This is a genomic window from uncultured Marinobacter sp. (assembly GCF_913055835.1).
In the GTDB taxonomy this organism is placed as follows: Bacteria; Pseudomonadota; Gammaproteobacteria; order Pseudomonadales; family Oleiphilaceae; genus Marinobacter.
Map to the genome: position 1 here is coordinate 1 of NZ_CAJXKQ010000048.1, position 22047 is coordinate 22047.

At 57.4% G+C, this 22047-nt stretch carries 17 protein-coding genes; 6 read left to right on the forward strand and 11 right to left on the reverse strand.

Annotation, left to right across the window (positions count from 1 at the left end; translation table 11 throughout):
- Positions 1-91: 91 nt before the first annotated feature.
- On the forward strand, positions 92-835 hold the full coding sequence (locus QZ534_RS17890) for a Nif3-like dinuclear metal center hexameric protein (protein WP_296936519.1): 744 nt from the start codon (positions 92-94) through the stop codon (positions 833-835).
- 227 nt (positions 836-1062) lie between these two features.
- Here the strand turns inward: QZ534_RS17890 and QZ534_RS17895 are convergent, their stop codons facing one another.
- Positions 1063-1503 carry a DUF1043 family protein gene (locus QZ534_RS17895; RefSeq protein WP_069183088.1) on the reverse strand — a complete coding sequence of 147 codons (441 nt, stop codon included), beginning with the start codon at positions 1501-1503 and terminating at the stop codon, positions 1063-1065.
- A 230-nt stretch (positions 1504-1733) separates the two neighbouring features.
- Here QZ534_RS17895 and zapE point away from each other — a divergent pair, with 230 nt between their 5' ends.
- From zapE to QZ534_RS17920, 5 genes are all read left to right on the forward strand, one after another.
- Positions 1734-2831 (forward strand): cell division protein ZapE, encoded by a 1098-nt coding sequence (gene zapE, locus QZ534_RS17900; RefSeq protein ID WP_296936553.1) that lies wholly within the window; start codon positions 1734-1736, stop codon positions 2829-2831.
- Positions 2832-3068: 237 nt separating this feature from the next.
- A complete protein-coding gene (locus QZ534_RS17905) occupies positions 3069-4253 on the forward strand; it encodes a thiolase family protein (RefSeq protein ID WP_296936523.1) in 1185 nt (394 codons plus the stop codon).
- A gap of 586 nt (positions 4254-4839) precedes the next feature.
- A complete protein-coding gene (locus tag QZ534_RS17910) occupies positions 4840-6705 on the forward strand; it encodes a DUF1302 domain-containing protein (protein ID WP_296936525.1) in 1866 nt (621 codons plus the stop codon).
- A 34-nt stretch (positions 6706-6739) separates the two neighbouring features.
- Positions 6740-8101 carry a DUF1329 domain-containing protein gene (locus tag QZ534_RS17915; RefSeq protein WP_296936528.1) on the forward strand — a complete coding sequence of 454 codons (1362 nt, stop codon included), beginning with the start codon at positions 6740-6742 and terminating at the stop codon, positions 8099-8101.
- A gap of 214 nt (positions 8102-8315) precedes the next feature.
- Complete coding sequence (locus QZ534_RS17920) at positions 8316-11018, forward strand: LuxR C-terminal-related transcriptional regulator (protein WP_366935830.1); 2703 nt, start codon at positions 8316-8318, stop codon at positions 11016-11018.
- Positions 11019-11041: 23 nt separating this feature from the next.
- Here QZ534_RS17920 and QZ534_RS17925 read toward each other — a convergent pair whose 3' ends face one another.
- From QZ534_RS17925 to QZ534_RS17970, 10 genes are all read right to left on the reverse strand, one after another.
- Entirely contained in the window at positions 11042-11956 is a 915-nt protein-coding gene (locus tag QZ534_RS17925; RefSeq protein ID WP_296936534.1) for an acyltransferase, read from the reverse strand.
- 12 nt (positions 11957-11968) lie between these two features.
- Positions 11969-12904 carry a glucosaminidase domain-containing protein gene (locus tag QZ534_RS17930; protein WP_296936537.1) on the reverse strand — a complete coding sequence of 312 codons (936 nt, stop codon included), beginning with the start codon at positions 12902-12904 and terminating at the stop codon, positions 11969-11971.
- 89 nt (positions 12905-12993) lie between these two features.
- Positions 12994-15165, reverse strand: coding sequence for a hypothetical protein (locus QZ534_RS17935; RefSeq protein ID WP_296936541.1), 2172 nt, complete (start codon positions 15163-15165; stop codon positions 12994-12996).
- A gap of 141 nt (positions 15166-15306) precedes the next feature.
- Positions 15307-15864, reverse strand: a complete 558-nt coding sequence (locus QZ534_RS17940) for a YfaZ family outer membrane protein (protein WP_296936544.1) — start codon at positions 15862-15864, stop codon at positions 15307-15309.
- A gap of 112 nt (positions 15865-15976) precedes the next feature.
- On the reverse strand, positions 15977-16165 hold the full coding sequence (yacG, locus tag QZ534_RS17945) for a DNA gyrase inhibitor YacG (RefSeq protein ID WP_008170214.1): 189 nt from the start codon (positions 16163-16165) through the stop codon (positions 15977-15979).
- 61 nt (positions 16166-16226) lie between these two features.
- The gene (locus QZ534_RS17950) at positions 16227-18578 is read right to left on the reverse strand and encodes a response regulator (RefSeq protein WP_296936547.1); all 2352 of its coding nucleotides are present in this window, start codon (positions 18576-18578) and stop codon (positions 16227-16229) included.
- 43 nt (positions 18579-18621) lie between these two features.
- Positions 18622-19365, reverse strand: a complete 744-nt coding sequence (gene tsaA, locus QZ534_RS17955; RefSeq protein WP_296936549.1) for a tRNA (N6-threonylcarbamoyladenosine(37)-N6)-methyltransferase TrmO — start codon at positions 19363-19365, stop codon at positions 18622-18624.
- Complete coding sequence (locus QZ534_RS17960) at positions 19365-20459, reverse strand: hypothetical protein (RefSeq protein WP_296936555.1); 1095 nt, start codon at positions 20457-20459, stop codon at positions 19365-19367. The genes tsaA and QZ534_RS17960 overlap by 1 nt, the downstream gene beginning before the upstream one ends.
- On the reverse strand, positions 20452-21051 hold the full coding sequence (gene coaE, locus QZ534_RS17965) for a dephospho-CoA kinase (protein ID WP_296936550.1): 600 nt from the start codon (positions 21049-21051) through the stop codon (positions 20452-20454). Before coaE ends, QZ534_RS17960 begins: the two co-directional genes overlap by 8 nt.
- Positions 21052-21270: 219 nt before the next feature.
- On the reverse strand, positions 21271-22047 hold a 777-nt coding region (locus QZ534_RS17970), incomplete at its 5' end, for an A24 family peptidase (RefSeq protein ID WP_296936551.1).

Below are 22047 nucleotides of genomic sequence, written 5' to 3' on the forward strand. Positions count from 1 at the left end.
TGACGTCGGCCATCCTTGGCCGCCGACATTCCCGGAGAGGGGCGCCTACCCCGCTCGTCTAGCTTTCATGAAATAGTCGGAGCGTAGCTTTATGGCGAATCGAAACGACATGCTGAAGAAAATCGGCGAATGGCTGCAGCCAGAGAACTTCCAGGATTACTGTCCAAATGGCCTGCAGGTTGAAGGCACGTCCGAAATAAAAACCGTCATCTCCGGCGTAACAGCCTCAAAAGCCCTTATCGAAGCTGCTATTGAAGCAAACGCCGATTTGATCCTGGTCCACCACGGCTACTTCTGGAAAGGCGAAGATCAGCGCATTCAGGGCATGAAACGCGAGCGTTTGAAACAGCTTCTGGACAACGACATCAATCTTGTCGCCTATCACCTTCCGCTGGACGACCACCCCGAATACGGCAACAACCGTCAGCTGGCGGACGTTCTCAATATCAAGAATCCACGCCCGCTCGGAGGCCTGGTCTGGGAAGGCGAGTTGGAAGAAGCAATGTCTCCCGAGAACTTCGGTCTTCACATTGCCAGACAGCTCCACCGCGAACCGCTCTGGGTGGGCGAGGGCCCGACGACTATCAAGCGGGTAGGATGGTGCACCGGCGCTGCACAGGGTTTCATCAACACGGCTCTGGATGCTGGTCTGGATGCCTACATCAGCGGTGAAATTTCAGAACCGACGACGCACACGGCAAGGGAGTGTGGCATTCATTACTACGCTGCCGGACACCACGCGACCGAAAGGTATGGCGTTCAGGCCCTCGGAAAGGCATTAGCTGAGGAGTTCGGGGTAAAGCACAAGTTTATTGATTGCGACAACCCGGTCTAATCAGAAACAGGTCATTAGATGAAGGCTTAGTGCGAATTGCACCGAAGCTGACGGAGTGGGGTAGGCGCCCCTTTCCGAGAATGTCGGCGGCCATGGATGGCCGACGCCAAGCGCACATGGATGTGCTCGTAGCGGTTCTCGGAAAGGGGCGCCTACCACGCTCCCTCCCCGAAACCGACAGTCTTAAAGTGGCCTGAACTCCCAAAAAAGACCGAGCATTCACTAAATCAAGCCTGCTGAGCCTTATCACCCTTCTTGAGCCCAAAGTCCTCAGCAAGCGTTCCGGAATCCTTGGGATCCGTCTTCGGCGCATAATCCCGTGGTGGCTCGGAAGCATCCTCGCGAACCTCCTCCAGGCGCTTCTTCGAAGTCTCGTGAGCCAGTTCTTCCATCCAGTCCTCGTCATTACAAAGACGGTTGGCGCCCCGGGCCATGTGCTGGTTCACATCGCGGTAGGCATCATTGAAGCGGCGCAGCAAATGGGCCGACTCCATGAAATGCTCATTCACCTGGGCCTGGTAGCGGGTATATTCGCTTCTCAGTTCCTCGATCTGCTGTTCCGCCCGGCGCTGCCGAAGCGTCGTTCCCTGCCCGGAACGGCCAACAAATACCCCGATGACAATGCCAACAACCAATGCGGCAATCGCTGCCAGAATCAGGTTTGTCATATGCTGTGTCGTCCTTTTACCTTGAAATGAGCCAAGCCCCTGTCTACGAGTATAACGCTCCAGGCTCCATCATCCCATGATTGTGGCCTGCGCCAATCGTCGTATTGCCGCACAGGCGGCCAACGTGGCGAAAAATCGCCAAATGCGAGACAATACGGCGCCCAAATTTACGATCAACTTCCGGGAATATCTTGATGACAGCTGCGATGTCCTCCGAAACCAGTGCGAACATGACCCCTTGGCAACGATACCAGAAGGATCTTGAACGCCCGGATTTCCAGAAGGACTCCGCCCAGGAAGATGCCGTAAAGCGCCTTCAGTCACTGTACGACAAACTGGTGGAGGCCGAAAGGGATCGGAGCAAGCCCAAGGCCAAACTTTTGCGCAAGCTCAAGAAAGGGAAGGAAGAGCCGGTCAAGGGCCTGTATTTCTGGGGCGGGGTAGGCCGCGGCAAAACCTACCTCATGGACACCTTCTACGAGTCGCTGCCCTTCGATCGCAAGATGCGGGTGCACTTCCACCGGTTTATGCAGCGGGTCCACAATGAGCTTAAATCGCTCAAGGGCGAGAAAAATCCTCTGGATCTGGTTTCCAAAAAGTTTGCCGATGAAACCCGGGTTATCTGTTTCGACGAGTTTTTTGTCTCGGATATCGGTGATGCCATGATCCTGGCAACCCTGATGGACGGATTATTCAGCCGCGGCGTCACCCTCGTTTGCACCTCCAACATCATCCCGGATGGACTGTACAAGGATGGCCTCCAGCGGGCCCGTTTCCTGCCGGCTATCGAGCTGGTCAAGAAGCACACCGACGTGGTCAATGTGGACGGCGGGGTTGATTACCGATTGAGAACCCTGGAACAGGCGGAACTGTTTCACTCCCCTCTTGATGAAGAAGCCGACGTCAGTCTTCGTAAGAGCTTCGATGCCCTGGCGGTCGAAGCCGGTAAACACAGCAAAACCATGGAAATCAACGGCCGTAAGATCCCCGCCCAGGCCCACGCGGACGACGTGGTCTGGTTTGATTTCAAAGACGTCTGCGATGGTCCGCGCAGCCAGAACGACTACATCGAAATGGCCCGGCAGTTCCACGCCATCATCGTGAGCAATGTGCCGGTGCTCGGTAAGGAGAAAGACGACCAGGCCCGCCGGTTCATTAACATGATCGACGAATTCTACGACCGCAACGTTAAAGTCATCATTTCGGCCGCTGCACCCATCACCGAGCTCTACGCCGGCGGCCGCCTGGGCTTTGAATTCGAACGTACCGAATCCCGCCTGCTGGAAATGCAGTCCCGGGAATATCTCGAGGCACCGCATAAACCTTAAGTGGCGTCGGATTACGCTTACGCTAATCCGACCTACAGGGGCCAGCTCCAAGTAGGTCGGGTTAGCGAAGCGTAACCCGACAAACCCAAGCAAAAACAAAACACCCGAGAGTAGGTCGGATTAGCGAAGCGTAATCCGACAAACCCAAGTAAAAAGAAAACACCCGAGAGTAGGTCGGATTAGCAAAGCGTAATCCGACAAAAAAACCTACCAGACAACCAACAGAGAGATTCAGAAATGAGCACAGACAACGTCGTCATCGTAAGCGGTGTCCGTACCCCCATGGGCGGATTCCAGGGCAGCCTGTCCAGCGTCAGCGCCACCGACCTGGGCGCCATCACCATTGCTGAAGCCGTCAAGCGCGCTGGCCTACAGCCTGCAGACGTGCAGGAAGTCATCATGGGCAACGTCCTGCCTGCCGGCCTCAAGCAGGGCCCGGCACGTCAGGCCATGCGCAAGGCAGGTCTCCCGGACCACACCGGCGCCACCACCATCAACAAACTCTGCGGTTCCGGCATGAAAGCCGCCATGTTCGCCCACGACCTGATCAAAGCCGGCAGCAACGACATCATGGTCGCCGGTGGTATGGAAAGCATGTCCAACGCCCCATACATTCTGCAGGGCGTCCGCAGCGGCTACCGCATGGGCCCGGGCCAGGCACCGCAGGATCACATGTTCCTTGATGGCCTCGAAGACGCAGAAACCGGTCGCCTGATGGGCGCCTTCGCTCAGGAGATGGCCGACAAGAAGGGCTACACCCGGGAAGAAATGGACGAGTACGCCATCACCTCCCTCACGCGGGCCAAGAAAGCCATTGAAGAGGGCCTGCTCAAAGACGAAATCATCCCGGTGACGGTGAAGACCCGCAAAGGCGACCTGGTTGTCGAGGACGACGAGCAACCTCACAACGCCAACATCGAAAAAATCCCGAGCCTGCGCCCGGCCTTCTCGAAAGACGGCACCGTCACAGCCGCTAATGCTTCGTCAATCTCAGACGGCGCCTCAGCGCTGCTACTGATGCGCGAATCCGAAGCCGAAAAACGCGGCCTCAAGCCCCTGGCCCGCATCGTCGGCCACAGCACCCAGTCCCAGCACCCGTCCGAGTTCACCTGCGCCCCGGTCGGTGCCATCGAAACCCTGCTCGGAAAAACCGGCTGGAGCAAAGATGACGTAGACCTCTTCGAGATCAACGAAGCCTTCGCCATGGTCGCCATGATGCCCATCCGCGAACTCGGTCTCGACCCCGAGAAAGTCAACATCCACGGCGGCGCCTGCGCTCAGGGCCATCCGGTCGGCTCCACCGGCTCCCGCCTGCTGGTCACCCTCATGTACGCCCTTCAGCGCTACGGCAAAAAGAAAGGAATCGCAGCGCTCTGCATCGGTGGCGGCGAGGCTACGGCCATGGCTATCGAGATGCTTTAAGCTTCGGAGTCTGGCCGAGGCAGGAGCCCTTCCCGAAACACGCTGTAAATACGTCCCTGTACGCTTGACGGCAGCATCCATGCTGCCGACAGTTTCGGGAAGGGCTCCTGCCCCGGCCGGCCAGATCTCCGGGTATACGTTCCTAAAAATCCTTTTTCGCGTGCTCCGCTGAAGGCCAACTCAATGGCCTGGCGTTGAGGGGATGAATGTTTCTCCGGGAATGTCGGCGGCCAAGGATGGCCGACGTCAAGCGCACATGGATGTGCTCGTAGCGGTTCCCGGAGAAACATTCATCCCCTCGGCGCTTCGCCCAACTCGCGGCGCCAATAAAAACCGCGAAAAAAACCACCAAAACCAAAGTGGTTGCATCCAAATTTGTTGTCTATAGTGATTCTGTGCGAAGAAACCCGGCGGCAAACGGCGTTAACAGAGGGATGAGAGCAAAATCATACTTTTGACTGATCAAAGCGCCCGAAGGCGTTAGCTATAGTGCCAACATCACGAGCACTGTGCATGAAGCCTCCAATACATCGTGAACACCAATAATCAGAGCAGCGACTCAGAACAACAATGGAGTAGCCTTCCAATGACAAGAAAAACACATCAATGGCAGCGTTGGACCAAATTACCGCTGGCCGTGGCAGTTGCAGCCGGCGTATCCGGTCAGGCGACAGCCTATTCGTTCTATGTAGGGGATGTGGAAGCCCAGTTCAACACCACACTCTCTGCGGGTGCAGGTTGGCGAGTTGAAGATCGGGACAAGCGACTGATCGCGCAGGGTAACCTTGGCCCTGAGTACACCCCCGGCGGCGCTCTGGAAAACATTGGTGCCTCCACGAACAACTACGATGACGGCAACCTCAACTTCGAGAGTGGCGATACCTACTCCAAGATTGTCAAAGGTAACAGCGAACTCTACCTGAACTACTACGTAGACAACCCTTATCTGACCAGGGTTGGTGGTCTGCTTCGCGGCCGGTACTGGTACGATTTTGAATTGAAAGACGAGAGCCGGGCTGTAGATTATGTTGGCCAGCGTCGCGAACTGAACGAAGAAGCAAAAGATAACGCCTCCGGTGGTGAGATTCTCGACGCCTACGTGTTCTCCGACTGGTATTTCGGAAACATCCCTGTGAGCCTACGTTACGGCAAGCAGGTGGTAAGTTGGGGTGAAAGCACCTTTATTCAGGGTGGCATTAACGTTATCAACCCCGTGGACGTCCCTGCGTTTCGCGCACCGGGTTCTGAGCTGAAAGACGCTCTGCTGCCCGTTGAAATGTTCTACATGTCTGCTGGTGTTACCGAGAACGTTACCGTAGAGACTTTTGTGCAGGCAGACTGGGAACCCATCCGCCCAGACGATTGCGGCACCTTCTTCTCGACCAACGATTTTGCCCCTGACGGTTGTGGCCCGGTACTTCTTGCCGGCCAGTTGCCGGACTCCCAAGCGCTTGCCCAAGGCCTGGTATCGGATCGCGTCGGCGATAGAGAGGCGGATTCCAAAGACCAGTTCGGCGTTGCTCTGCGCTGGTATGTGCCGCAGCTTAATGACTCAGAGCTTGGCTTCTATTACATCAAGTACAACAGTCGCCTGCCATACGTAAGCGGTATTGTGCGGGATCCGGCCAATGGCCAGAACCTGCCGCTGTACTTCATTGAGTACCCGGAGAATATCAACCTGTACGGTGTGAGCATCAACACCACCACCCCGGGTGGCTGGTCGCTGGGTGCTGAGTACTCCTACCGTGACAAGATGCCCCTGCAGTGGAACGCATTCGAGCTCCTCTATGGTGGTAACGAAGTCGTCAACCCGGAAACTGGCGAACCAGCCAGTCAGCTGCAGGTTATCCGTGAAGCAGAAGCCGGCGGTGCTTCTCTCAACGGTGAGGCCGTAAGAGGATGGGATGAGTATGGTGTTTCTCAGGCTCAGTTCACATTGATCAAGTTCTTCGATCAGGTGATGGGCGCGAGCCGTCTCTCCCTGATTACGGAGTTTGGTGCAACTTACGTTCACGACCTCCCGGATTACGATACAGCCCGTTACGGCAGGTCCGGCACCTTTGGTATTGGTCAGTTGCCAGGAGGTGCATGTGATGGAAGTGGTGCCACCGGTGCGGCTTTGAACATCAATACGACCTACTGCAACAACGAAGGCTTCACAACCGACTTCTCCTGGGGTTACCGTACCCGCCTGGTTTGGGATTACCCGAACGCGCTGGCCGGTGTTAACCTGTCACCGCAACTGGCCTGGAGCCACGATGTTCAGGGTTACAGCCCGCAGCCGGGTGGTGCCTTCAACGAAGGCAGCAAGGCCATTGGTCTGTCTCTGCAGGCGGTGTACCAGAACAAGATCACCGGTAACATCGGTTACACAAACTTTTTCGGCGGCAAGCCGTATAACGAGTTGACTGACCGTGATTTCGTGAGTGCTAGCGTTTCATACTCATTCTGAACCCGGAAAGAATTCGTTGAACGAGGGAATTTAAATGAAACTGAACAAGAAACTACTGGCCACAGGCGTTCTGGCAGCGAGCATGTTTGCTGGCCAGGCCTGGGGTGCGGTTTCTGCTGAAGAAGCGGCCAAGCTGGGTAACTCGCTGACACCGATGGGTGCAGAAAAAGCGGGCAACGGCGGTGCGATTCCCGCCTGGACTGGTGGTCTGACGACTCCACCGGCCGGCTATGACGGTGACGGTATCTATGTGAATCCGTTCCCGGATGAGCAGCCAAAGTTCACCATTGATCAGAGCAACGTTGAGCAATACAAGGACAATCTGTCTCCGGGTCAGGTTGCCATGATTGAGCGTTACGACGACTACTTCATGCCGGTGTACGAAACCCATCGTACCGCCGCTTACCCCCAGGAGGTAATGGAGCAGACAGTTGAGAACGCAACCAAGGTTGAGCTGATCAAGGATGGTAACGGGCTTGGCAACTACCAGTCTGCCACGCCGTTCCCGATTCCCCAAAACGGCCTGGAAGTGATCTGGAACCACATTACCCGCTACCGCGGTGGCTCGGTACAGCGTAACGTTGGCCAGGTGACCCCGACCGAGGGTGGTGACTTCTCGGTGGTGAAATTCCAGGACGAGCTGACCTGGCGTACATACCTGGCGGATTACGAGCCGGGCATGGACCCGAACGTACTGTTCTACTTCAAGCAGGCCATTACCGCTCCGGCACGTCTGGCGGGTAACGTTCTGCTGGTACACGAAACCATCGACCAGGTTGCAGAGCCCCGTCGTGCGTGGGTATACAACGCCGGTCAGCGCCGTGTTCGCCGCGCACCGCAGGTTGCTTATGACGGACCGGGCACAGCGTCTGACGGTATGCGTACCTCAGACAACTTCGACATGTTCAACGGCGCTCCGGATCGCTACAACTGGGAGCTGGTGGGCAAGAAGGAAATGTACATCCCGTACAACTCCTACAAGTTGACCGATCGCAGCCTGAGCTATGACCAGATCATCAAGCCTGGCCACATCAATCAGGAGTATACTCGCTATGAACTCCACCGTGTGTGGCACGTTCGGGCTACCCTGAAGGAAGGCGCTCGTCACATCTACGCACAGCGTGACTTCTACATTGATGAAGACTCCTGGCAGGCGTCCGTTATTGATCATTATGACGGTCGTGGTGAGCTCTGGCGTGTAGCCGAAGCACACAACATGCAGTTCTATGATCAGAACGTGCCCTGGTACGCCATTGAGACTCTGTATGACCTGCTCTCTGGCCGTTACCTCGCACTCGGTCTGACCAACGAAGAAGAAAACCCGTATGAGTTTGGCGTTGAGCGTCGCTCCAGGGACTACACGCCGGCCGCACTGCGCCGCGCTGGTACCCGGTAACGGTTTTTCTGAAGACTTGAAAAACGGCGGGCCCAAGGGCCCGCCGTTTTTTTAACACACGATAAAATCCTTTCACGTCAAAATTTTGCAGCCCACCCCTCAATTGGTTTAACCTTCCTATCATACTAAAGGCGTACCCGATGCCGGTCGCCACTCAAAAGTCAGTGCAAGATCCACTTTTCCGGCGGTGAAGGGCAGCTCAGGCCGGAGTAAAATGGGGCAGTGCGTGAAACCATTCAATGATGGCTGTGCAGCCAACGATGAATTTCAGTCGGCGAATAGTGGTCTTCAGCGAGGTGAGCTGGTCAGGGACCTGCTCAGGCAGCGGGTTCAGATCCCTCCCGTTCCATCCGATTCACTGGTCCGGCCCAGGCTCGATGGCAGAATTTCTGACGCGCTGACCTCCCGAGGCGTTCTTTTTGTAGAAGCACCCTGTGGCTACGGAAAATCCCATGCCGTGGTCAGTGCCCTGGGCAGCGCAGAAATGGCGGCTGATCAGGTACGCTGGGTCGCACTCAACTCCCAGGACAATGCGCCTTCCCGTTTTCTGACTTTGCTTGCCATTGCCCTGGATCTGCCCGAAACCCCCGAGCAAGGTCTGCAGAGTGGCGCTACCTTCTCCGATACTCTTTCAATGATGCAGGTTGCGCTGGCCCGAAAAAATTCAGGTCATCCACGGGTTCTGGTGCTGGACAACCTGCAGAATCTCAGCAATCCCGCTGTTGTGGATCTGCTTGCGCAACTGGTTACTGACGTTCCGGCTGGCTCATCCATCGTGTTGATTTCGCGAAAGGCATTGCCTTTCGAAACGCACAGTCTCGAGTTGGAAAACCGTTTTATCCGTATCGGGCCGGAAGCGCTTGAGTTCTCACGTTCGGAAACCTTCGAGTTTTTCCGCCCGGCAACGGCAAACAGCGAACTCACCAGTGTGGCTGTTGATAATCTCTATGATATGACCGAGGGCTGGGCAACGCCTTTGGCACTGTATCGTCGGGAAGTTCTCCATAACATTGAACGGAAGCCGATACAGGAAACACCGAGCGTTGAGCGCTTTCTCAAGGAATCAGTCCTGGGCAACCTGACACCGGGCCAGATGCGTTCCATGCGCGGTATTGCCGAACTTGAGTTGTGTTCCGATGAACTGTTCCTGGCCCTTGAGCCCCTGCTGCCAGAAACCGGTTTCGTACCCTCCCAAGCTGTCGAACGGGGGCTGCCATTGAAGCCGATGCCGGGCCGTGGGCGCTGGTATCGCGTTAATCCTTTATTGCAGGAATGGCTCAAGTCACCGGTAATGGCCGGTTACTCGGAGCGAATGCTTCAGGCCAGTCGGTGGTTTGGCGTGCGTGACCAATTCCCGGAAGCCCTCAAGTATGCGCTGCTCGCTGGCGATGCGGACGAGGTTATCCGAATTGCGTCTGAAGGATCCGAAGCCCTGTTGCTCGGGCAGGATACGGCCTCACTACTGCGTCTTCGCAAGAGCCTGCCGGCACAGCTATTGGAACGGAGCGTGCGGCTGCGGATCGTCTATAGCTGGGTGCACGCCATTGGTGGCCAGTTCCGACAGGCGCGGGCGCTGATTGACGGCCTTGCCGAGGCTGACCAGAAAGAACAGGCCGCACGCATCTGCGCGCTAAAAGCCTTTATTCTGCGGGGCGAGGGCAGTGTTGGCCCGGCCCTGGACATCGCGGATCAGGCCCTGGCCGGAGGCGAGCTCAGCACCCAGGGCCAGCTGGTTACCCAGATGGTCCGCTCCAGCGCCCTGTGTGCCGCAGGTCGCTTCCAGGAAGCGCGGGAAGCCAATCGGGCTGCATCAAGACTCGCCAGGGAAGCCGGGGATTCCGGTTCTGAAGCTCTGGCGGTTTACGCCCATGCCCGGATTGAACTGGGCAAAGGCGCCCTGAAACACGCTGAGCAGTTGTTGCGCACCGGTCTCGATACTGCCATGCAGGAGCTTTCTCGGCCCGCCCGAATTGGTGAAACCCGGCTGCAGTTGAATCTGGTGCTGGTGCTCTGGCACCAGGGCCGGGAAGCGGAGGCAGACCGCCTGCTGGTTACCTGCGGACGTCATGCCGAACAGACCCGCGATCTGGGCCTGCTACTGGCAATGACGATCCGCGTATTGATGTGCCGTGGCCAGGGCCGGCTTGAGGATGCTTTTGTCTGGATTGGCCGGGCGGAGCGCACCATGCATGCCTGGCAGGTTGACGAATCGCTGTTCGTCCCCGTACTTGAGGCCCTGAAAGCCAATTGCTGGCTGGCCCAGAATCAGATTGACAGTGCGGACCAGGCGGTTCGCAAACTGGCCCCCTATCGGGAAGCTGGCTGCGTGCCGGAGTTGTTCCCGATGATGCCGGGTCTTCTGGACTGCCTGCAGGTTCGGGTTGACATCGCCCGTGGTGACCTTGTGCGAGCCCGGGAAACCCTGCACGGCATTCGAGAGCGTTATGAGGGCGCCATTCCCTGGGGCGTGGAGTTGCACATGCGCCTGCTTGAGGCGGTGATTGTTCTTGATGAAAAAGGGCCGGTTGTTGCCGTTAAAATCCTGTCCACCGTTGTTTCCGAAGCGGCGACGGAGCACTTCATCAGTCCCTTCAGGGAACTGCGCACTGAGCTGCAGGAAGTGATGGCAAAAGGCTTTGGCCAGTTGCCGGAAAGTGGGTTTAAAGAAGCGCTGGGCGAGCTGTTCGAGTTGCGGGCCGGTGCGGCCGGTGCAGACTCCCTGGCCGAACCAATCAGCGAGCGGGAGCAAGGCGTGCTTGAGTTGATCGCCAAAGGGCTTTCAAACCAGGAAATTGCAGACAAGCTGCACATTTCCCTGCATACGGTGAAAACCCACGCTCGCCGGATCAATGCCAAACTGGAAGTGAAATCCCGAACTCAGGCTATTGTTCGAGCACGGGAACTCGGTTTGCTGTGAAGAAGGGGGCTGACCCAACGGGGTCAGATCCCAATTTCAGCTTTTCCCTCTGACTTCAGCTCATCAATGCGCCGATCCTTCTCCGCCCAGATCTCACTCACCCAGCGTTGGAACGCGACCCGGGTTTCCCGGTTGTTTTCGTAATCCATCCCCAGAAACTCGCCGGGAATTTCCCGGGTGCGGACTTCAATAATAATCCTGCGAATCCGCCCGCACAGGTAATCCCAGAAACCGGCACGCCCGTCCGGATACACAATGGTCACGTCCAGCATGGTATGGATCATCTCACCCATGGCTCCGAGCACAAAGGCAGTACCGCCTGCCCGCGGTTTCAGAAGATGCTTGTAGGGTGAGTTCTGCCGGTCATGCTTCTCTGGTGTAAACCGGGTGCCTTCCATAAAGTTGAAAATCGTCACCGGGGTGTAGCGAAACTTCTCGCAGGCCGCCTGGGTGGCCGCCACATCCTTGCCCTTGAGCTCGGGGCGTTTCGCTAACTGCTCCTTGGTATGGCGGTGCATGAACGGAAAATCCAGCGCCCACCAGGCAACTCCGAGTAGCGGCACCCAAATCAGCTGTTTCTTAAGGAAGAACTTCAGCAAGGGAATCCGGCTGTTGAGCACGTACTGAATGGCGGGAATGTCGGCCCAGCTCTGGTGGTTGCAGGTGACAAAATACCAGTGCTCGCGGCTGAGATTTTCAACCCCGCGAACATCCCAGTCCACCTTATGCAGAAGATCCATCAGCAGGTTGTTGAAACCGATCCAGACCCAAGCGATGTTGTTGAGGATCACCGTGCAGCCCTTGCGAACGCTGGTAATGGGCAGCACCAGTTTTAGTAGGGCGAATACCAGAAGAACCGGAAACAGCACCAATGTGTTACACAGGATAAGCAGGGCCGCCAAAGTCCCCTTCAGCGGCGCGGGGAGAAAATCGAGCATGGGGTAGGGTCTCTAACCTTCAGCCGGGTTGGTGTTCACTGATGATTGGCGGGGTAACAACCCGGTTGGCGCTTCCGTGGAGGCCAGTTGCTCCAGGCTGGCAGGGTCGAGGTTACCAACGACGCTGCGGAAATCATCATCATAGAATTCCAGGTTGTTGTAATGGATCATGGCCCGGATCTCTTCTATATATTCTTCGCCCCTTTCGGAATAGCCGAGCAGGCCTTCAGCCAGTTCCAGGCCAGACAGGGGGGCGTTGTTGCGGCGATCCTTGAGGCGAACGTCCCGCAACAGCTGGTACGTGGGGTGGCGGTTCAGGTTCTGGATATAGGCGCGAACCGACCGGTACGGTGAAGAGAACTTCGCCACTTCATGGCTGGCGCCTTCAGCACGCCCGAGGGGCACCAGCCCGCAGCCCTTGGAAAAACACCACTGGCCGAACAGATTGTTGCCCTCGGTCGCAAACCGGGAAGTGCCCCAGGCAGATTCGTTGGCGGCCTGAGCCAGGATCAGGGAAGGCGGAATCACATCCAGGCGCTTGCGTAGCAGGGCAAACTGCTCGTCGCTGCCGGGCTCCGCATCTACCCTCAAGCGTTCGGATTGCTGGGCAAGCCAGTTGTATTCCTTGCTGGTCAGGGTTTCCTTGTCAGCGAGGCTGTCCAGATAGTCGCGCTCGATCAGAATCCGGGAATTAGCCAGAACAATCCTGGGGTACAGAAACGAAAAGAAGGCGGCTTTTTTCTCGGTCGTGTCCCGGTACTGTGAGAAATCCGGAAGATCGTCATTGGCCCAGTGGGGCAGTGATGGCAGGGAAGACAGTGCAGGTTCGGAACCCGAGTTATCGGAGTTGCTTTGGTCAACGCTCGCCTCAGGTGTATAGAAACCACCCCCGATTGCAAACGCAATCAGTGGCACTATCAGCATGATCGCCCGTTTACCCGCAGACATAAAACCTCTCGTTAAAGTCGATATAGCAAGAATTATAACAGGTTATACGAGAGCGTTTGCCCGTTGGGTTTCGTCGGCTGATCCAGCGGTCAGGGCAGGCGTGTCGCAATCACCAGGCCAATCTGGTCCTCGTTGCCCTCCGAATTGCGGAAACGCAAGTAGAACTGGTCCTGGCTGGCAGTGTGAAAACCCTCCATCACCAGGTTCCCACCGGTGAACTGCACCTGGCCATCGCCGGGTTGACTGTAAGTCAGCGTGATGTCCGGATCGCTCTCAAGCGTGGGTTTTGTCACCGTCTCGGTGTCGACAGCATGGGTACTCGTCAGCGTGATCGGCGACAGTGTCGCGGCGCTGGAGGAGTCAATGGTCAGCAACGCGTTGTCAAAATGGTGGAGCCGGTTGGTATCCGGGGCAAGGGCGAAAGCTACGCCCTGGAGCCGGAACTGTCCCGTGGTGGGTGCACCGCTGGCGGTTTGCTCGGCCGCAATCAAAAGCCCGTCTCCCAGGGGGCTGTCGTCCAGATTGAAGGCCATCAGGGTGCCATCCGGTGTGCTGGCGCCAATCCCGATATCCGGTTGCTCGAAATCACCGGAGGCGGTGGTGATGTCCAGGTTCAACCGACCGACATCCACATCGCCTTTACTGAGACGCGAAGTGCGATTGCTCAGGGTCCAGGATTCGGTTCGGGTTCCGCTGGGATCAGTGGTGACATTGCCGGAGTTACCGCGCTGCACCGTTGTAAAGCTCTGGGATTGGCTAATAGTGCCGCCATTAATCTGCCACTGGCCAACGCCGGCTTCAATGGCAAGGGGCACAGTGTCATCGCTGAACCGGTTTGAAAGGTAGACAACGTTGTATTCCCGGCCATTCAGCGTGTCTGCGCTGAACCCTTCCTGGCGTAGCAGGTTTATTTCCAGAACAGACAGGTACTGGTCTTCCAGAGTGTCCAGCCGCCGCAGCTGATCGCCGTCGGCCTCCAGCTCGATCGCCTTGCCGGCACTGAAATAGCCGCTGATTACCCGGTCTGGCCCGGTGGTTTCATCCACGGGAGCGCTGGTAAAGGCATCCAGGTAGTAGGGGTTCCGGGTCCAGCCAATGATTTTCGAGCTGCCACGGCCGGTAATGCTCTGGAACAGGGCCCTGCCGGCCAGAAGTCGAGTATCTTCCAACAGGGTAGCGGCGCCGGGAGACGAGGAGTGAGTGTTACGTTCCCAATAATCGGAGCCGCGCACGAAGAAATTGTTGCCATCCTGATGAATCAGGGCCTCCCGGTCATAGGGAATATCGTTGGCCAGAGAGGTGACACGGATGTTGAACGCGTCAAAGCTGGTCAGCGTGAGAGCCGGGTAAACATAACCGGTGCCGTTCTCATCCGTCAGAACTTCCTCCTGTGCGGTACGAACACCCCATTGCCCGGAGCCGCTCAGGGTCGACTCCAGAAACGTCTGCCCCAGCTCAATGCCCAGGAACACAGAATTGTAGTCCGCCGAGCTGGCGCTGATCTTGCCGGAGGAGGTCTCGTCCAGCACCGCGTAATCGGCCATGGCGCTCACGTAGCGGGCAAAGTCGCCCCTATTCTCCAGCACATCGAGGGCGCCGCCCAGGCCAACATTGGAGGGGATATCAATTTCGAAGTCGTGCACCTGGTCGGCCAGCGTAGACCAAACATATTTGTTCAGGCACAGCTCGCCGCCTGCATCGGCAACGCAATCCATAATGGTCTGGAACTCACCGGCCGTGTAGTTGCTCAGCGTGTTGCGTATCAGATACTCGGAGAACGGGTTCACCTTCACATCCCGGTCGGCATCGGCGGCCAGGGCGCGCATACGGGTATTGCCGTAACTGGCATCGATAACCACATCCGGCCCCAGGGGCAGGCCGTTGGTGAATTCGATGATGGTGAAGCCTTCGCTGTCAGTGCGTGTGGAAATCGCGGGCTCATCAAGCACAGACAGGGCCTGGTTGGTGTAGTAAACACTCACCCTGTCCGGCTGCACGATTCTCAGGTTGCGGCGGGTAAGCTCGCCCTCGCTGGTAACGCCATCCGGTACTTCCATGGTCACACGGACTTCGTTGCTGGCCAGGCCGCCGGCGTTGGTGGAATCGCCCGTACTGCCGGAGCTGAAATCATCAACCGGATTCTTGTTGCTAGCGAAGTCGTTGGGCTGGCTGGCCGCGCCCTCAATGGCGTCTTCGCCACTTCCGCATCCGGCGGTGAGCAACAGAGTTGAGGAGAGCAATAAACCGAGTGTGAAACGCATGCCTGGCTATCCGTGCAGAAAATACAGGCAAACAGTCTAACAGTCGGATTCTCGGGAAAGCGTGAGGAAAAGCACGAAAGGGTTATGTAAAGAACGGGAAACGGGCCCCGGGGGAGGGGCCCGTTTCGGACAGAGCGGAAATCAGAAGAAAATCTTCATGCCCGCCATAACGCCTTCATCGAGATTGACGTCGCGTGAGGAATTCTCGATATCGGTGTTCAGATAACGGTAGCCGGCAAAGAGCTCGGCGTTCCGGATAACGCGATAGCTGCCACGCAGCTCGAGGCTGGTCATGTCATCCGAATCGCCGAACGAGAGAATGCTTGGCGCGTAGTGCAGGCCACCGGTGAATGACAGGCCGGGAACATTCGGGATGTTCACGGTGGCAAAACCGCCGAGACCCAGAGCACCGCCATCAGCGCGGTTCTGATCCCAGAATATGCCACGCATACCGATGCCTGCAGTTGTGGGCAGGTTACCGATAGCGGTGCGGCCCTGGGCGTGGAAATCCGCATTGAAGATGTCGCGGCCGCCTTCATGGTAGGTGTAGCCGGCGCCAAGCTGGACATCATTGTTGGTGTTGAAGAAGTTTACCTGGCCTTTGACCGAATCGTTGGTGAGGCTGAGGTCAACATCCCCTGCGAAAGCAGGCGCGGCAGCCAGTGAGAGAATCATCAGGGAAATCCGGGACGCTTTCATATCTGTGCACCTTCATTACGTTATTAGCGGAATTGGCGGTATGTTAACGGGGTGTACCGGGCCACTCAACTTAAAAGCCAGTAAGTCCCCGTTAACTTTCGTTTTTCGCAGGTCAGTGCCGGGTGGTCTCGCCGCCCTGGTCCAGATCCTCCGGTGATGCGTTCTCTGCGGGTACCCGGTATTCCTCGTTGGCCCAGGCCCCCAGGTCGATCAGTTTGCAGCGCTCGGAGCAGAACGGGCGCCAGGGGTTGGTCTCGGTCCATTCCACGGACTTCTTACAGGTTGGGCATTCAACGTTCATGGTTGCCTTCGGGGTTGGGAAACGTGTCTGGATGTCTGTGCCCTGATTTGAGAGAAAGCCTTCAGGAAGCAGCAGACGCCTGACAATATTGTTCCAGTACTGCCCGCAGCATTTCAATATTGACAGGCTTGGCAACAAAAGAATCCATACCGCATCGGCGGCAGCGTTCTTCGTCTTCTTCCATGGCACTGGCGGTCAGGGCCACTACGGGGATTCGCTCGCGGTTGTGGGCTTGTTCCCACTCCCGCAGGCGTCGGGTGGCTTCAAAACCGTCTACCCGGGGCATCACACAATCCATGAACACCAGATCGAAAGGGTGCCATTGCCACAGGCTGGCCGCCGCCTCGCCATCATTGGCGGTCATCACATCGCAACCGAGCTTCTCGAGCAGGCGGCGGGTCAGGGTGCGATTGACCGGGTTGTCTTCCACCAGCAGCACCTTCATCCGGCCACAGGGAAGTTCCCGGCGCCGGGCGGTATCGGAAACCGCCTGCAGGGAAAACCGGGTCAGGAAACGGCGTTCCTGTTTGGCGGCATCCGCAAACAACTGGTTCAGAATCGGCGTCAGGCAGGATTCCCGCAGCGACTTGCTCAGGAAGGCATCGGCACCGGCCTGGCGAAAATGTTCGGCATCGCCCCGTTGGGGGTTGGATGACAGGATCAACAGGCGCATGTCCGACCAGAGCGGATTGCTGCGAATCTGCCGGCACAGCAGGTCGCTGTCCATATCCGGCACAAACCCGTCCAGGATGATGGCATCGAAGGGCTGCTGGCCATCGAACGCCGTGCGCAGGGAGGTCAGCGCCTCCCCGGCAGATTTCACCGCCTCAATGTTTACCTCGTGGCGGGACAGCATCTCCAGGGTGATCTTGCGGGACAACTCGTAGGAATCCACCACCAGAATCCGGCGGTTTTTCACCATCCGGGTATCCGGCCGAACCCGGGCGGCGTTCTCGGGAGCGACGGGCAGGGTCAGCTCCATCCAGAAGGTAGAGCCCTCGCCCGGGCGGCTTTCCAGATCCATGGAGCCGTCCATCAGGCCTACCAACTGACGGCAGATAGTCAGCCCCAGACCAGCACCGGGCAACTGACGCTGGAACTGCTGGCCAAGCTGCACGTAGGGCTCATAAACCAGGGGCACATCTTCCGGGTTAATGCCCACACCGGTGTCTTCCACGGCAATGCGAAGGCGTGCCTTGTCGTCCCGGCGACCAAGGACTTCAATGCTGATCAGCACATGGCCGGAATCGGTAAACTTGATGGCGTTGGAGGTGAGGTTCAGCAGGATCTGGCGGATTCTTACCGGATCGCCCTTCAGGGCCCAGGGCAGGTTCTCGTCGATGCGAAGTTCCAGCGCCAGGCCCTTCTCCCTGGCGCGGGAACCCAGCATGTGCACCAGATCATTGAGGGTTTCCCGAAGATCAAACGGAATGTCATCCAGCACCAGCTTGCCGGCTTCCATGCTGGAGATATCCAGCAGATCGTTGATGATGGCAGAGAGGCTTTCGGAGGCGCTCAGCAGCGTCTGCACATATTCCCGTTGTTCCTGATCCAGGGGCGTGTCGGTCAGCAGATTGGCGTATCCCAATACGGACTGTAGCGGAATGCGCAGCTCGTGGCTGACATTGGCCAGGAACTGGTTCTTGGCGTGGTTGGCCCGCACCGCCTCGTCCCGTTCGCCCTGAGACTGGATTGTGGTCTGGCGAAGGGAGCGGGTGTCCTCCAGGATTTGCAGGCGCATCTTGTTCAGGGCCTGCTCCAGCTCCGAAAGCTCGTCTGGCGTCTTCCGCGTCTTGCGTTTGAGTTTCAGCGGGTCGACCAGCGCGTCCAGGTTGAGCCTTGCGGCGTAGTCAGCCATGGATTCCAGGTGCCGGGATAGCGTCAAACGCACAATCACAAGCAATCCCAGGGTGCCCAGCATAACCACGATGGACTGGAACAGCAGGTTTACCAGAGCCCGGTTGCGCAGGTCTGTGTAAATCTGGTCGATGGAGGAGGTAACCGTCAGCGTGCCTACGTTTTCCGGGCCGCGGGTACTGGAGCGGTCGAAAACGAGGGGGAAAGTCTGGGAGAGCACCCGACCCTCTGGGTAGGTGCCGGTCGTGAAGGTTTCGCCGGTGCTGGTCACCACCCGGCCATACTGGACCGCGGGAACCGCCTTCATGTCGTCCAGGGCGTTGGCCACTTCGCTGAAATTCATCAGCCAGATGTTGTTGCTCATACTGCCCGAAACCAGTTCCGCAGCGCGGGTCTGGTCGTTCAGAAGATCGTTCTTCCGCCGCTCAAATTCGCCGATAAGCTGAACGCCGGTGGCCACCAGAGAGAGAAACACGCTGAACAGCAATACGTAGGCGAGCAGCCTTGCCGCCAATGGCCGTATTCCCAATCGTTTGAAGAGCCGTTTTGAAGGCAAGGCACATATTCCCTGTGTCGACTACAAAATCACCAAAAGCAGTTTAACAGACCGTTAGCACTTCGACACGTTTCCGTGAATGATCATTCACAAATCGAAATCGTACGTTCAGATCGTATAAATGTGCGCCGTAGATGCGCTCCTCTTCGCGCCCACGCCGAAAAGACGGGCGTGGATCGTAAGCCACCACATCCTCGATCAGGGGGCGCAGTTCCGGATAGTCTTCCGGTGACAGCTGACGGATCTGCGCTTCCGCCTCCGGCAGAAAAACCACCTCCAGTCTTTCCGTGGGAGGAGAATCTGCCCACCCCAGGGTGGCCTCGGGCACTGAATCGGCGAAGGGCAGGTAGGGCTTGATGTCGAGAATCGGTGTGCCTTCGATCAGGTCATGATCGCTGATGCGCAGGATCAACTGGCCGTCTCTGCGAATCAGCCCCTCATTGCGGACCACCGACAGACCAAGACTGTTGGGCCGAAACGGTGAGCGACTGGCAAACACCCCCATCTTGCGGTTGCCGCCCAGCCGGGGAGGGCGCACCACTGGCCGCCATTCCGCCCGCACCGCTTCGTGAAACTGAAAGGTCAACCACAGGTGGCTCGCGGTCTCCAGCCCCCGGAATGCGTCTTCCCGGTCAAACGGTGGCTGGATGATCAGGTCGGCCCGGGCATGACGGGTCAGCCCCGGCTGGCGCGGCACACCGAACTTGTCCCGGAAGCAGGAGCGGGTAATGGCAATCGGCGTGAGGGTCAGGGCCTCGGCCGCTGGCTTTGAGGGGTGTCTTGGCATTACAAACGATCATCCTCGATAGTACCGGAGAAAAACATCTCCACCCGGAACACCACAGACGCCCGGTCTTTAAAGCTTTCCTCCCGAGGAAACTCCAACGCTGGAATCAACTCGGCATAAAGCCAGTTACTATGCAGTCGGTAGCGAAACGTGAGATCTGTGAACGCAGAAGTGGTGCGCCACGAAGGTTTACTTTCCCCGAGAACGCCCAGTCTCGGCGTTACAATCAGCCGGTTATTCATGCGCTTGCGCATGCTGAATATCTGGCCGGCGACAAATTCCTTGTCGTTGTGCACCCACTCCAGCTCTGAAGACGAGCGAAAGTACCATTCATTGCCGACGGGGCGCCCAACACCAACCCAGGTTCGCTCGCCCCAGCCGTCCTGATGAAAATAATAGAACCGCTGCTGGGCGTTGAGAATCCACTTGTCGTCCAGGCGCCAGCGTTTCTCAGCGGTCGCGCGCCAGAAGGCATCTGGCGGAAGCCTCAGCCGCACACCCACATCGTTGGAGAAATTGATAGCATCGCCAATCTGGGTCAGGTAGCGCAGCGCGCCGGTGGCTTCCGTGTCGGAACGTTCCGGCTCGGTCAGCTGCCGGTCCCGCTGGCGCTCGCCGAGGGGAATCAGTTCCTCGCTTTCGCTCTCGATAACCAGCCTCAGCTTTCGTTCAGTGGTGGGAATGTCGAGACGAAATCGCGCTTCCGGCTCGAACTGTGCCGGATCGCCATATTCGGATTCCGTTGCAAAGCCAACCCGCAGATAGCTCTCGTTGTTGGGCAGGCTCTGGGCGCTGCCGGAGAGCGTCCGGTCCGCCCACTGCCCAACCGACTGGATCTTCTGCCCGTGTAGTCGCTCCTGGCGCAACACCCAGTTACTGAACTTCAACCAGTACGAATCCCTCGGATCGGCCCAGTATTCGTCTGGCTCGAAGGTGTAAAAACCGATCGGTAGCTGAGCCGGGGAGAGAATCTCTGCCACAGAACGCTCCCGGACCTCGAAGACCGGCTCAATGCTGTGGCCCGGGGAAGAGAATGTCAGAGACAGTGCCGCGGCAAGACCTGCAAAACGAGAGCGTAAAAACCAGTCAGCCAAAATCCACCAGCAACCTTTCATGCAGCTCCCGCACCTGACGCGTTACATCCTCCAGAGGGCGGTCATTATCAATCACCTCATCCGCACGCGCCAGCCGATCTTCGCGCGACATCTGAGCCGCAATGATCCGCTCAACCTGCGCCCTGGAATTCGTGTCCCGGGCCATGGTGCGTTCAAGTTGAACGTCTTTCGGCACGTCGATCACGATAATGCGGTCAACCAGCTCGTGCTGATCGGTTTCGAGGAGGAGAGGGGAGACCAGAAGCACATAGGGAAGCTGGTAATTCTCCGGGCTCAACTGCCGAATCAATTCCTCGCGGATGATCGGGTGCAAGAGCGCCTCCAGCCAGGCTCGCTCTTCCGGCTTCTCAAAAACAATGCCACGAAGTTGCGCCCGATCCAGAGAACCCTCGGAAGTCAGAATATCCTCTCCAAAATGCTCCGCAATCTCAGCAAGAGCGGTCGTTCCCGGCTCCACCACCTCCCGGGCAACATCATCGGCATCTACCCAATGAACGCCAAGCTCACCGAATAGCCGAGCCACAGTGGATTTTCCGGAACCAATCCCGCCGGTGAGGCCGATAACTGCCATTAAATCTCCGATTCAGAAGAAAATGTCGGATTACGCTGCGCTAATCCGACCTACAAAAAATTCCGCAAGTTCAACGTAGGTCGTATTACCAGTAGGTCGGATTAGGCGAAGCCGTAATCCGACAACCACCCCAAGCCGTAATCCGACAACCACTCCAAGCCGTAATCCGGCAACCACCCCCACGTAGGTCGGATTAGCGCAGCGTAATCCGACACCCCACTAAACTCCAAGGAACCCAAACCAAACCGCCTGAATCTCACCCCCAAACCACAAACAAATCAACCCCGCCGTGGCCAAATACGGCCCAAACGGAATCGGCACCTCCCGCCCATGCTTCCTGAACACCATCAAGCTGATACCCACTACCGCACCAACCACCGAGGAAAGCAAAATCACCGCCGGTAACAACTGCCACCCAAGCCAGGCACCAAGCGCAGCCAGCAATTTAAAGTCCCCATGCCCCATACCTTCCTTGCCGGTAACCAGCTTGAACAGCCAATAAACTGACCAAAGCGAAAGATACCCGGCCACCGCACCCCAAAAGGCACTGTTGAAGTCCGTAAGCACACCGAAATAATTCAGCACCAGCCCCAGCCACATTAGCGGCAGGGTTATGCTATCCGGCAGAAGCTGGGTGTCGAAATCAATAACGGTCAGAGCGACCAGAGACCAAACCAACAAAAGGGCCCAAAGCGCCGACTCGTTCGGCCCGATGACAGCAATGGTTACCACCGAGAAAATCGCAGTAACGGCTTCAATGATCGGATAGCGCGGCGAGATGGGAGCTTTGCACGAAGCGCATTTGCCCCGAAGAACCAACCAGCTGATAACCGGAATATTTTCCCAGGCCCGGATACCATGGCCACAGGAAGGGCAGGTGGAAGCCGGTTTGGACAGGGTAATCCGTTCTTCATCTTTGCGCTGTTTTTCAGGCAGCTCCAGGAATTCCTCGCACTGGCAGCGCCAGTCCTGATGCATCATTTTTGGTAGCCTCAG